8 protein-coding genes and 1 pseudogene are annotated in these 12,244 nt (G+C 48.6%); 3 read left to right on the top strand and 6 right to left on the bottom strand.

Annotated features, from left to right (window positions below; all coding sequences use genetic code 11):
- Nucleotides 1–7 precede the first annotated feature (7 nt).
- Complete coding sequence (locus tag NX720_RS15660; RefSeq protein WP_262595742.1) at nt 8–439, bottom strand: C2H2-type zinc finger protein; 432 nt, start codon at nt 437–439, stop codon at nt 8–10.
- A 267-nt stretch (nt 440–706) separates the two neighbouring features.
- Here NX720_RS15660 and NX720_RS15655 point away from each other — a divergent pair, with 267 nt between their 5' ends.
- From NX720_RS15655 to NX720_RS15645, 3 genes and pseudogenes are all read left to right on the top strand, one after another.
- Entirely contained in the window at nt 707–1,000 is a 294-nt protein-coding gene (locus NX720_RS15655; protein ID WP_262567266.1) for an IS1-like element transposase, read from the top strand.
- A gap of 16 nt (nt 1,001–1,016) precedes the next feature.
- On the top strand, nt 1,017–1,469 hold the full coding sequence (locus tag NX720_RS15650; protein WP_262595740.1) for an IS1 family transposase: 453 nt from the start codon (nt 1,017–1,019) through the stop codon (nt 1,467–1,469).
- Between the two features lie 30 nt (nt 1,470–1,499).
- A pseudogene (locus tag NX720_RS15645) lies at nt 1,500–2,024 on the top strand (ISAs1 family transposase); the annotation flags it as partial.
- Here the strand turns inward: NX720_RS15645 and NX720_RS15640 are convergent.
- From NX720_RS15640 to NX720_RS15620, 5 genes are all read right to left on the bottom strand, one after another.
- Entirely contained in the window at nt 2,009–2,701 is a 693-nt protein-coding gene (locus NX720_RS15640; protein WP_262595738.1) for a hypothetical protein, read from the bottom strand. The pseudogene NX720_RS15645 and the gene NX720_RS15640 overlap by 16 nt on opposite strands.
- Before the next feature lie 50 nt (nt 2,702–2,751).
- Nucleotides 2,752–5,337: a C2H2-type zinc finger protein gene (locus tag NX720_RS15635; protein WP_262595737.1), complete on the bottom strand. Its 2,586-nt coding sequence runs from the start codon at nt 5,335–5,337 to the stop codon at nt 2,752–2,754.
- Between the two features lie 50 nt (nt 5,338–5,387).
- Complete coding sequence (locus NX720_RS15630) at nt 5,388–7,628, bottom strand: C2H2-type zinc finger protein (protein ID WP_262595735.1); 2,241 nt, start codon at nt 7,626–7,628, stop codon at nt 5,388–5,390.
- Nucleotides 7,629–7,678: 50 nt separating this feature from the next.
- Nucleotides 7,679–10,075, bottom strand: coding sequence for a C2H2-type zinc finger protein (locus NX720_RS15625; protein ID WP_262595733.1), 2,397 nt, complete (start codon nt 10,073–10,075; stop codon nt 7,679–7,681).
- 79 nt (nt 10,076–10,154) lie between these two features.
- Nucleotides 10,155–12,233 carry a C2H2-type zinc finger protein gene (locus NX720_RS15620; RefSeq protein ID WP_262595732.1) on the bottom strand — a complete coding sequence of 693 codons (2,079 nt, stop codon included), beginning with the start codon at nt 12,231–12,233 and terminating at the stop codon, nt 10,155–10,157.
- Nucleotides 12,234–12,244 lie beyond the last annotated feature (11 nt).

Raw genomic sequence — 12,244 nt, 5'->3', positions numbered from 1 at the left:
CGCTCCCCTAAGGCTTCTCCCCGGTGTGGGTGCGCTTGTGTCTTGTGAGGCTACTGGAGTAAGCAAATCTCTTTTGACACACATCGCACTCATAAGGCCTCTCTCCTGTGTGGTGGCGCCTGTGGTTTGTCAAGTCTCCGGAAGCTGCAAATCTCTTTGGACACACATCGCACTTATAAGGCTTATCTCCGGTGTGGGTGCGCCTGTGTCTTACGAAGTTACTGGAGTGAATAAATCCCTTTTGACACACATCGCACTTATAAGGCTTATCTCCGGTGTGGGTGCGCCTGTGTCTTACGAAGTTACTGGAGCAGGCAAATCTCTTTTTACACACATCACACTTATATTTTGGTTCCTCGCTGTTTGCTATGGATTTAGTACGGTTATCTGACTGATAATTACCTGCCAAATAAAGTACACAGGTTTCGCAATTGTTCATGGATGGTAACCAGATTTTCATGCTTGGTCTTGGTTTGCAGGCACCCTGGAAAATAGTTAATCAACACCTCGATACATCCCAGAAGCCCAACCAGCTCAGACTCAGAGTCAGCGCTGATCGTGGCAGCCTGTTTCCCTGCCCTAAATGCGGTAAGGCTTGCCCGGCACATGACTTTAAGGAACTAACCTGGCAGGGTAGTGGGGCAAACCTGATATTTTGTAGTTGTTTGCTAAAATACGGCGTATGCCGTATTTATCATAGAGCGATATGAAAATGTGCTCCACACCAGTTCACTGCCCTAAATGTGGCGGTAATGACGTTAAAAGCTTTGGCTACAGTGCTCATAATGTTCCTCGCTACTTTTGCTGTAATGCTGAATGTGAAACCAAGTCCTTTATGCTTGAGTACCGGTACAAAGCTTATGAGCCAGGCGTTAAAGAAAAAGTCGTCGATATGGCAATTAATGGTGGCGGCATCAGGGATACAAGCAGGGTTTTAGGAATCAATAAAAAAACAGTAATAAACACATTAAAAAAAAGAGAAAGGCTTAGTTCAAGTTAATCCCAATATTCAGAAAATGGATCTTGGAACGGGTGCTGTAATTCACGTAGGCCTCGCCTGCCAAGAGGCCGAGATAGATGAACAGTGGTCTTATGTGTTTGAAAAAAGTAACCAGCGTTGGCTTTGGCATGCAGTTGATCATGCGACCAATACTGTTTTGGCTTACGTTTTTGGGAAACGAAAGGATGAGGTTTTCAAAAAACTAAAAGAGCTTCTTGAGCCATTTGGTATCAAGAAATTTTATACTGATGATTGGGGAGCCTATGAGCGTAATATCGACGAAAGCAGTCACATCATCGGAAAAGAGAATACTCAGAAAATTGAACGTAAAAATCTGAATTTTAGAACTTGGATTAAGCGTCTGACCAGAAAGACAATATGTTTTTCAAAGTTAGAGCAAATGCACGATATTGTTATTGGCCTGTTGATCAACAAAATCGAATTTGGCATTGACATCCATGCAATATAACAGGTTTACCCCACTACCGGAAACCAGCAGCTTTTACACGATGACATTAAGCTTTATCTTGATGCCCTGACAACGAAGGAAAAGCTACCTGAAGGCGCAAGCTCTCATGAAACAGTAGAAAAAGGTCATGGTCGGATAGAAATACGTCGCTGTTGGACGAGCACCGATATTCACTGGCTTGACCAGCGTGAGGACTGGAAGGATCTTGCCATGATCGGAGTTGTTGAAAGTGAGCGTCACGAAGGCAATAAAGTGAGCACTGAGCGTCGATACTTTATTTCCAGCCTGACAACAGATGCAAAAAACTTCATGAATTCGGTTCGTTCTCACTGGTCGGTGGAAAATAACCTGCACTGGGTACTCGATATTGGCTTTAGAGAAGACGAATGCCGCATTAGAAAAGGTTTTGGTCCAGAAAATATGGCGATATTTAGGCAAGTAGCTCTGAACTTGTTAAAGCAGGAATCCACGTTGAAGCTTGGTGTTAAAAATAAGCGCATCATGGCAGCAGCGGATGATGAATATAGAACGCTGCTGCTTCAGGGGGTTATTTGAAAGTTAGTGCCAAATGAGATCGCCCTGGGTTTTTCAGGGGCTAACCTTGACATGGCGTTTGTCCAGCATCTTGTTCGCCGGTCTATCTCTTCAGACTTTCTCCTTTGCCGGGACAGGTACTCCAGAAGGGCTCTGTATTGTTGTTCATATTGCTGGTCGGGCAGACCCGGGCTATCACTCTGAAAGGGAGCAATGGCCAGGTCTGTTCCCCCGGTGGTCTGCACCTGCAAAACCGACGCAAACCCGGTCACCTGCACAGACTCCCCACTGTGACTAAACTGCAGTGTGGCTCTTAACCCGGTCAGCAAAGCACTGGGGTCGTGGCAGCGCAGATGCCGGGTCATGTTGGAAAGTGTGGTGGCATTGCACGCATCCTGCCATGTGAAGACTGCCGGCTCAGTGGCCAGTACACTAAAACCGTCGTCTTCTACCAGGATAACCACCGCTGCCGATCTTTTTGAAACCGCAACTTTTTCATCCATAGCGGATTTAAGCACGGGTTGTTGCTGAAGCCAGAGCCTTGAAGCAACATGGGCAATCCCGCCCTGATGTACAGAAGCTGGTGTTACCCATTCTCCACGGACGCTACCCAACATGACTGCCAGCCACAGCAGAAACACCACTGCCAACATTTTTTTTGAAAACACAAAGACTGGAGCGTTATTTTTTTTGCCCATTGTGGTGTCCGTAGAATTGGGCTATTGGGTGATTTTGGCGGGAGTGTAGACTATTGCTGTGGTGGTTGTTCTGTTGGGGATTCCTTGTGTTGAGTGCGCTTGTGTTTTGCGAGGTTATTGGAGCAAGCAAATCTATTTTCACACACATCGCACTCATAAGGCCTCTCTCCGGTGTGGGTTCGTTTGTGTGCTGCTAAGTTTCCCGAGTCAGTAAATCTCTTTTGGCACTTATCGCACTCATAAGGCTTCTCTCCGGTGTGGGTGCGCTTGTGTCTTGCTAAATCTCCGGAAGCAGCGAATCCCTTTTGACACACATCGCACTTATAAGGCTTCTCCCCGGTGTGGGTGCGCTTGTGTCTTGTGAGGTGACTGGAGTGAATAAATCCCTTTTGACACACATCGCACTTATAAGGCTTCTCCCTGGTGTGAGTGTGTTTGTGTACTTTGAGGTGTCCGGATTGAGTAAATGTCTTTTGACACACATCGCACTTATAAGGCTTCTCCCTGGTGTGAGTGTGTTTGTGTACTTTGAGGTGTCCGGATTGAGTAAATGTCTTTTTACACTCATCGCACTCATAAGGCTTATCTCCGGTATGGGTGCGCTTGTGTTTTGCTAAGTCTCCGGATTCAGCAAATCCCTTTTTACACATATCACACCCATAAGGCTTCTCTCCGGTGTGGGTGCGCATCTTGTGTACTATGAGTTGATTGAGTTGAGAAAATCTCTTTTGACACACATCGCACTCATAAGGCTTCTCTCCGGTGTGGGTGCGCTTGTGTCTTGCTAAGTTTCCGGAATTAGCAAGCTCCCTTCCACACACATCACACTTATATTTTTTGTTTTTTGCCCCGGCTCCGCTATGATCGTCATCACCGTCGGGCACCACAATCGGTTCGTTTTTATAGTCCCAGTAAGGTTCTCCATAGCTCAGCCAGAGCCCTTTGCCCTCCGGGATATCCTCTGTTGTCACGACCATAACCACGGGGAAATCATCCATATAAACAATAATGAAACTGACGTTTTGCTCTACAGTAGCGGTATCGTGGTCAGCATTACTGGTGACGGTACAGTCGTTAACGCAGGAAAAAATATTGCCGTCGTCATAACCTGAAAGCCAGTACATTTCCTGACAATCATCCGCGGCTTTCTCTCCTTCTTCTTTGTAGTCACAGTTAACGGAATAGGATATTTGCTGGTCTAACGTACCACACTCAGGAGACGGGGCATTCTCATCTATCAACCAGAGAGAGCCCCGGTAATGTCCCAGTACAGCACCCTTGGACAGTTTTTTGGCGGCTACTACATGCCTTTGCCCGTCCAGAGCCTGGTAAGGGTCGCCCTCGTTTGCCTCGTACCGCACCTCTCTAACCAGACCTTCGATGTGCGCCTCTCTTTCTTCATTGGTTTTATTAATATATTCCAATATCCTGTTTTCCAGTTGCTGTCGCTTTTTCTTAGTAAAAAGTTTCCAGAATGCCGGGGCACCCTGAATCTTGCAATTTGTTTTGAAAGGCGGTTCTGGCGGTTTTGTGGTAATACCGCTTTCCGGCTTGATGATAAACAGTTCAGCACTTGTCAAGACTTTTCTTTCACCAAATTCAATGACATTTTCTTCCTGTTTTATGGGGATATCCGGTATCACGGGATAACCCTCGGTCTGCGGATTTGTGACACTCTGCGGGCTCTCACTATTACTGGTGCTGAGTTTTCTTTTTTTGCTCTTCGTAGCTGCTGGTTTATCAACGGGTGGAGGATTTCTTTTGGAACCATTGGACAGGTCAGCCATGCTCCCCGATGGCGGGGAAACAGGAGTGCAGGCAGAAAGGTTATTGTCGGGAGTCAGCACAATTTCTCTTCCCTCCATCTTGTCCGTAAAAAACCAGAACGTTTCATCCTGCGGGGCCGAACGGTGTGCCAGTGAGTAATGGAACCTGAAAGGCGCTCGCTGCTCCTTTATTTTCTGCTCCTGCCTTAACACTTCGTCCGGTTTTTCAGGGGCTAACCTTGACATGACGTTTGTCCAGCATCTTGTTCGCCGGTCTATCTCTTCAGACTTTCTCCTTTGCCGGGACAGGTACTCCAGAATGGCTCTGTATTGTTGTTCATATTGCTGGTCGGGCAGACCCGGGCTATCACTCTGAAAAGGAGCAATGGCCAGGTCTGTTCCCCCGGTGGTCTGCACCTGCAAAACCGACGCAAACCCGGTCACCTGCACAGACTCCCCACTGTGACTAAACTGCAGTGTGGCTCTTAACCCGGTCAGCAGGGCATTGGGGTCGTGGCAACGCAGATGCCGGGTCATGTCGGAAAGCATGGTGGCATTACACGCATCCTGCCATGTGAAGACTGCCGGCTCAGTGGCCAGTACACTAAAACCGTCGTCTTCTACCAGGATAACCACCGCTGCCGATCTTTTTGAAACCGCAACTTTTTCATCCATAGCGGATTTAAGCACGGGTTGTTGCTGAAGCCAGAGCCTTGAAGCAACATGAGCAGTCCCGACCTGATGTGCAGAATCTGGTGTTACCCATTCTCCACGGGCGCTGTCCACCATGGCAGCCAGCCACAGCAGAAACACCACTGCCAACATTTTTTTTGAAAACACAAAGACTGGAGCGTTATTTTTTTTGCCCATTGTGGAGTCCGTAGAATTGGGCTATAGGGTGATTTTGGCGGGAGTGTAGACTATTGCTGTGGCGGTTGTTCTGTTGGAAGGTTCTTGTGTTGGGTGCGCTTGTGTCTTACGAGGTGTGCGAGTCGAAAAAATCTCTTTTGGCACTTATCGCACTCATAAGGCTTATCTCCGTTGTGGGTGCGCTTGTGTCTTACGAAGTTACTGGAGCAAGCAAATCTCTTTTGACACACATCGCACTCATAAGGCCTCTCTCCTGTGTGGTGGCGCCTGTGGTTTGTCAAGTCTCCGGAAGCTGCAAATCTCTTTGGACACACATCACACTTATAAGGCTTATCTCCGGTGTGGGTGCGCCTGTGTCTTACGAAGTTACTGGAGCAGGCAAATCTCTTTTGACACACATCGCACTTATAAGGCTTATCTCCGGTGTGGGTGCGCCTGTGTCTTACGAAGTTACTGGAGCAGGCAAATCTCTTTTTACACACATCACACTTATATTTTTTGTTTTTTGCCCCGGCTCCGCTATGATCGTCATCACCGTCGGGCACCACAACCGGTTCGTTTTTATAGTCCCAGTAAGGTTCTCCATAGCTCAGCCAGAGTCCTTTGCCCTCCGGGATATCCTCTGTTGTCACGACCATAACCACGGGGAAATCATCCATATAAACAATAATGAAACTGACGTTTGGCTCTAAAGTACCGGTATTGTCGTCGGCATTGCTGGTGACGGTACAGTCGTTAACGCAGGAAAAAATATTGCCGTCGTCATAACCTGAAAGCCAGTACATTTCCTGACAATCATCCGTGGCTTCTTCTCCTTTGTAGTCACAGTTAACGGAATAGGATATTTGCTGGTCTAACGTACCACACTCCGGAGACGGGGCATTCTCATCTATCAACCAGAGAGAGCCCCGGTAATGTCCCAGTACAGTACCCTTGGACAGTTTTTTGGCGGCTACCACATGCTTTTGCCCGTCCAGAGCCTGGTAAGGGTCGCCCTCGTTTGCCTCGTACCGCACCTCTCTGACCAGACCTTCGATGTGCGCCTCTCTTTCTTCATTGGTTTTATTAATATATTCCAATATCCTGTTTTCCAGTTGCTGTCGCTTTTTCTTAGTAAAAAGTTTCCAGAATGCCGGGGCACCCTGAATCTTGTAATTTGTTTTGAAAGGCGGTTCTGGCGGTTTTCTGGTAATACCGCTTTCCGGCTTGATTATAAACAGTTCAGCACTTGTCAAGACTTTTCTTTCACCAAATTCAATGACATTTTCTTCCTGTTTTATGGGGATATCCGGTATCACGGGATAACCCTCGGTCTGCGGATTTGTGACACTCTGCGGGCTCTCGCTATTACTGGTACTGAGTTTTCTTTTTTTGCTCTTCGTAGCTGCTGGTTTATCAACGGGTGGAGGATTTCTTTTGGAACCATTGGACAGGTCAGCCATGCTCCCCGATGGCGGGGAAACAGGAGTGCAGGCAGAAAGGTTATTGTCGGGAGTCAACACAACTTTTCTTCCCTCCATCTTGTCCGTAAAAAACCAGAACGTTTCATCCTGCGGGGCCGAACGGTGTGCCAGTGAGTAATGGAACCTGACGGGCGCTCGCAGCTCCTTTATTTTCTGCTCCTGCCTTAACACTTCGTCCGGTTTTTCAGGGGCTAACCTTGACATGGCGTTTGTCCAGCATCTTGTTCGCCGGTCTATCACTTCAGACTTTCTCCTTTGCCGGGACAGGTACTCCAGAATGGCTCTGTATTGTTGTTCATATTGCTGGTCGGGCAGACCCGGGCTATCACTCTGAAAAGGAGCAATGGCCAGGTCTGTTCCCCCGGTGGTCTGCACCTGCAAAACCGACGCAAACCCGGTCACCTGCACAGACTCCCCACTGTGACTAAACTGCAGTGTGGCTCTTAACCCGGTCAGCAAAGCACTGGGGTCGTGGCAGCGCAGATGCCGGTTCATGTCGGAAAGTGTGGTGGCATTGCACGCATCCTGCCATGTGAAGACTGCCGGCTCAGTGGCCAGTACGCTAAAACCGTCGTCTTCTACCAGGATAACCACCGCTGCCGATCTTTTTGAAACCGCGACTTTTTCATCCATAGCGGATTTAAGCACGGGTTGTTGCTGAAGCCAGAGCCTTGAAGCAACATGGGCAATCCCACCCTGATGTGCAGAAGCTGGTGTTACCCATTCTCCGCGGGTATTGTCCACCATGACAGCCAGCCACAGCAGAAACACCACTGCCAACATTTTTTTTGAAAACACAAAGATTGGAGCGTTATTTTTTTTGCCCATTGTGGTGTCCGTAGAATTGGGCTATTGGGTGATTTTGGCGGGAGTGTAGACTATTGCTGTGGCGGTTGCTCTGTTGAAAGGTTCTTGTGTTGGGTGCGCTTGTGTCTTACGAGGTTTGCGAGTTGAAAAAATCTCTTTTGGCACTTATCGCACTCATAAGGCTTCTCTCCGGTGTGGGTGCGTTTGTGTCTTATGAGGTCTCCGGATTGAATAAATCTCTTTTGGCACTTATCGCACTCATGAGGCCTCTCCCCTGTGTGGCTGCGTTTGTGTCTTATGAGGTCTCCGGATCGAGCAAATCTCTTTTGGCACTTATCGCACTCATGAGGCTTCTCTCCGGTGTGGCTACGCCTGTGTGCTGCTAAGTTTCCAGAAGCAGAAAATCTCTTTTCACACACATCGCACTTATAAGGCTTCTCCCTGGTGTGAGTGTGTTTGTGTACTTTGAGGTGTCCGGATTGAGTAAATGTCTTTTTACACACATCGCACTCATAAGGCTTCTCTCCGGTGTGGGTGCGCTTGTGTCTTGTGAGGTCACTGGAGTGCATAAATCCCTTTTGACACACATCGCACTCATGAGGCTTCTCTCCTGTGTGGGTGAGCTTGTGTCTTGTGAGACTTCCGGAATTAGCAAGCTCCCTTCCACACACATCACACACGTGTTTTTTGTTTTTTGCCCTGGCTCCGCTACGATCATTTTCATCTTCGGGCACCACAACCGGTTCGTTTTTATAGTCCCAGTAAGGTTCTCCATAGCTCAGCCAGAGTCCTTTGCCCTCCGGGATATCCTCTGTTGTCACGACCATAACCACGGGGAAATCATCCATATAAACAATAATGAAACTGACGTTTGGCTCTACAGTAGCGGTATCGTGGTCAGCATTACTGGTGACGGTACAGTCGTTAACGCAGGAAAAAATATTGCCGTCGTCATAACTTGAAAGCCAGTACATCTCCTGACAATCATCCGCGGCTTTCTCTCCTTCTTCTTTGTAGTCACAGTTAACGGAATAGGATATTTGCTGGTCTAATGTACCACACTCCGGAGACGGGGCATTCTCATCTATCAACCAGAGAGAGCCCCGGTAATGTCCCAGCACAGTACCCTTGGACAGTTTCTTGGCGGCTACTACATGCTTTTGCCCGTCCAGAGCCTGGTAAGGGTCGCCCTCGTTTGCCTCGTACCGCACCTCTCTGACCAGACCTTCGATGTGCGCCACTCTTTCTTCATTGGTTTTATTAATATATTCCAATATCCTGTTTTCCAGTTGCTGTCGCTTTTTCTTAGTAAAAAGTTTCCAGAATGCCGGGGCACCCTGAATCTTGCAATTTGTTTTGAAAGGCGGTTCTGGCGGTTTTCTGGTAATACCGCTTTCCGGCTTGATGATAAACAGTTCAGCACTTGTCAAGACTTTTCTTTCACCAAATTCAATGACATTTTCTTCCTGTTTTATGAGGATATCTGGTATCACGGGATAACCCTCGGTCTGCGGATTTGTGACACTCTGCGGGCTCTCGCTATTACTGGTGCTGGTGCTGGTGCTGAGTTTTCTTTTTTTGCTCTTCGTAGCTGCTGGTTTATCAACGGGTGGAGGATTTCTTTTGGAACCATTGGACAGGTCAGCCATGCTCCCCGATGGCGGGGAAACAGGAGTGCAGGCAGAAAGGTTATTGTCGGGAGTCAGCACAATTTCTCTTCCCTCCATCTTGTCCGTAAAAAACCAGAACGTTTCATCCTGCAGGGCCGAACGGTGTGCCAGTGAGTAATGGAACCTGAAAGGCGCTCGCTGCTCCTTTATTTTCTGCTCCTGCCTTAACACTTCGTCCGGTTTTTCAGGGGCTAACCTTGACATGACGTTTGTCCAGCATCTTGTTCGCCGGTCTATCTCTTCAGACTTTCTCCTTTGCCGGGACAGGTACTCCAGAATGGCTCTGTATTGTTGTTCATATTGCTGGTCGGGCAGACCCGGGCTATCACTCTGAAAAGGAGCAATGGCCAGGTCTGTTCCCCCGGTGGTCTGCACCTGCAAAACCGACGCAAACCCGGTCACCTGCACAGACTCCCCACTGTGACTAAACTGCAGTGTGGTTCTTAACCCGGTCAGCAGGGCATTGGGGTCGTGGCAGCGCAGATGCCGGTTCATGTCGGAAAGCGTGGTGGCATTACACGCATCCTGCCATGTGAAGACTGCCGGCTCAGTGGTCAGTACACTAAAACCGTCGTCTTCTACCAGGATAACCACCGTTGCCGATCTTTTTGAAACCGCGACTTTTTCATCCATAGCGGATTTAAGCACGGGTTGTTGCTGAAGCCAGAGCCTTGAAGCAACATGGGCAATCCCGCCCTGATGTACAGAAGCTGGTGTTACCCATTCTCCACGGGCACTGTCCACCATGACAGCCAGCCACAGCAGAAACACCGCTGCCAACATTTTTTTTGAAAACACAAAGACTGGAGCGTTATTTTTTTGCCCATTGTGGTGTCCGTAGAATTGGGCTATTGGGTGATTTTGGCGGGAGTGTAGACTATTGCTGTGGCGGTTGCTCTGTTGGAAGGTTCTTGTGTTGGGTGCGCTTGTGTTTTGAGAGGTTACTGGAAAGAGCAAATCTCTTTTGACACACATTGCACTCATAAGGCTTCTCGCCGGTGTGGGTGCGCTTGTGTGCTACCAAGGTTGCGGAAACAGCAAATCCCTTTTGACACACATCGCACTCATAAGGCTTCTCTCCGGTGTGGATGCGCTTGTGCCTTGTCAGGTTTCCAGAACTAGCCAATACCCTTCCACACACATCACACGCACATTTTTTGTTTTTTGCCCTGGCTCCGCTATGACCGTCATCACCGTCGGGCACCACAACCGGTTCGTTTTTATAGTCCCAGTAAGGTTCTCCATAGCTCAGCCAGAGCCCTTTGCCCTCCGGGATATCCTCTGTTGTCACGACCATAACCACGGGGAAATCATCCATATAAACAATAATGAAACTGACGTTTGGCTCTAAAGTACCGGTATTGTCGTCGGCATTGCTGGTGACAGTACAGTCGTTAACGCAGGAAAAAATATTGCCGTCGTCATAACCTGAAAGCCAGTACATTTCCTGACAATCATCCGTGGCTTCTTCTCCTTTGTAGTCACAGTTAACGGAATAGGATATTTGCTGGTCTAACGTACCACACTCCGGAGACGGGGCATTCTCATCTATCAACCAGAGAGAGCCCCGGTAATGTCCCAGTACAGTACCCTTGGACAGTTTCTTGGCGGCTACTACATGCTTTTGCCCGTCCAGAGCCTGGTAAGGGTCGCCCTCGTTTGCCTCGTACCGCACCTCTCTGACCAGACCTTCGATGTGCGCCACTCTTTCTTCATTGGTTTTATTAATATATTCCAATATCCTGTTTTCCAGTTGCTGTCGCTTTTTCTTAGTAAAAAGTTTCCAGAATGCCGGGGCACCCTGAATCTTGCAATTTGTTTTGAAAGGCGGTTCTGGCGGTTTTCTGGTAATACCGCTTTCCGGCTTGATGATAAACAGTTCAGCACTTGTCAAGACTTTTCTTTCACCAAATTCAATGACATTTTCTTCCTGTTTTATGGAGATATCCGGTATCACGGGATAACCCTCGGTCTGCGGATTTGTGACACTCTGCGGGCTCTCGCTATTACTGGTGCTGGTGCTGAGTTTTCTTTTTTTGCTCTTCGTAGCTGCTGGTTTATCAACGGGTGGAGGATTTCTTTTGGAACCATTGGACAGGTCAGCCATGCTCCCCGATGGCGGGGAAACAGGAGTGCAGGCAGAAAGGTTATTGTCGGGAGTCAGCACAATTTCTCTTCCCTCCATCTTGTCCGTAAAAAACCAGAACGTTTCATCCTGCGGGGCCGAACGGTGTGCCAGTGAGTAATGGAACCTGAAAGGCGCTCGCTGCTCCTTTATTTTCTGCTCCTGCCTTAACACTTCGTCCGGTTTTTCAGGGGCTAACCTTGACATGACGTTTGTCCAGCATCTTGTTCGCCGGTCTATCTCTTCAGACTTTCTCCTTTGCCGGGACAGGTACTCCAGAATGGCTCTGTATTGTTGTTCATATTGCTGGTCGGGCAGACCCGGGCTATCACTCTGAAAAGGAGCAATGGCCAGGTCTGTTCCCCCGGTGGTCTGCACCTGCAAAACCGACGCAAACCCGGTCACCTGCACAGACTCCCCACTGTGACTAAACTGCAGTGTGGCTCTTAACCCGGTCAGCAGGGCATTGGGGTCGTGGCAACGCAGATGCCGGGTCATGTCGGAAAGCATGGTGGCATTACACGCATCCTGCCATGTGAAGACTGCCGGCTCAGTGGCCAGTACACTAAAACCGTCGTCTTCTACCAGGATAACCACCGCTGCCGATCTTTTTGAAACCGCAACTTTTTCATCCATAGCGGATTTAAGCACGGGTTGTTGCTGAAGCCAGAGCCTTGAAGCAACATGAGCAGTCCCGACCTGATGTGCAGAATCTGGTGTTACCCATTCTCCACGGGCGCTGTCCACCATGGCAGCCAGCCACAGCAGAAACACCACTGCCAACATTTTTTTTGAAAACACAAAGACTGGAGCGTTATTTTTTTTGCCCATTGTGGAGTCCG

Source organism: Endozoicomonas euniceicola (genome assembly GCF_025562755.1).
Taxonomy (GTDB): domain Bacteria; phylum Pseudomonadota; class Gammaproteobacteria; order Pseudomonadales; family Endozoicomonadaceae; genus Endozoicomonas_A; species Endozoicomonas_A euniceicola.
The sequence above is the reverse complement of the archived record's forward strand: the minus strand, read 5'-3'. Positions and strand labels throughout refer to the sequence as shown.

What these genes read in the sequence shown, in the direction of transcription:
- NX720_RS15640 (WP_262595738.1), bottom strand. Translation starts at nt 2,701, where the DNA reads ATGGGCAAAAAAAATAACGCTCCAGTCTTTGTGTTTTCAAAAAAAATG.
- NX720_RS15655 (WP_262567266.1), top strand. Translation starts at nt 707, where the DNA reads ATGAAAATGTGCTCCACACCAGTTCACTGCCCTAAATGTGGCGGTAAT.
- NX720_RS15660 (WP_262595742.1), bottom strand. Translation starts at nt 439, where the DNA reads ATGAACAATTGCGAAACCTGTGTACTTTATTTGGCAGGTAATTATCAG.
- NX720_RS15620 (WP_262595732.1), bottom strand. Translation starts at nt 12,233, where the DNA reads ATGGGCAAAAAAAATAACGCTCCAGTCTTTGTGTTTTCAAAAAAAATG.
- NX720_RS15635 (WP_262595737.1), bottom strand. Translation starts at nt 5,337, where the DNA reads ATGGGCAAAAAAAATAACGCTCCAGTCTTTGTGTTTTCAAAAAAAATG.
- NX720_RS15630 (WP_262595735.1), bottom strand. Translation starts at nt 7,628, where the DNA reads ATGGGCAAAAAAAATAACGCTCCAATCTTTGTGTTTTCAAAAAAAATG.
- NX720_RS15650 (WP_262595740.1), top strand. Translation starts at nt 1,017, where the DNA reads ATGGATCTTGGAACGGGTGCTGTAATTCACGTAGGCCTCGCCTGCCAA.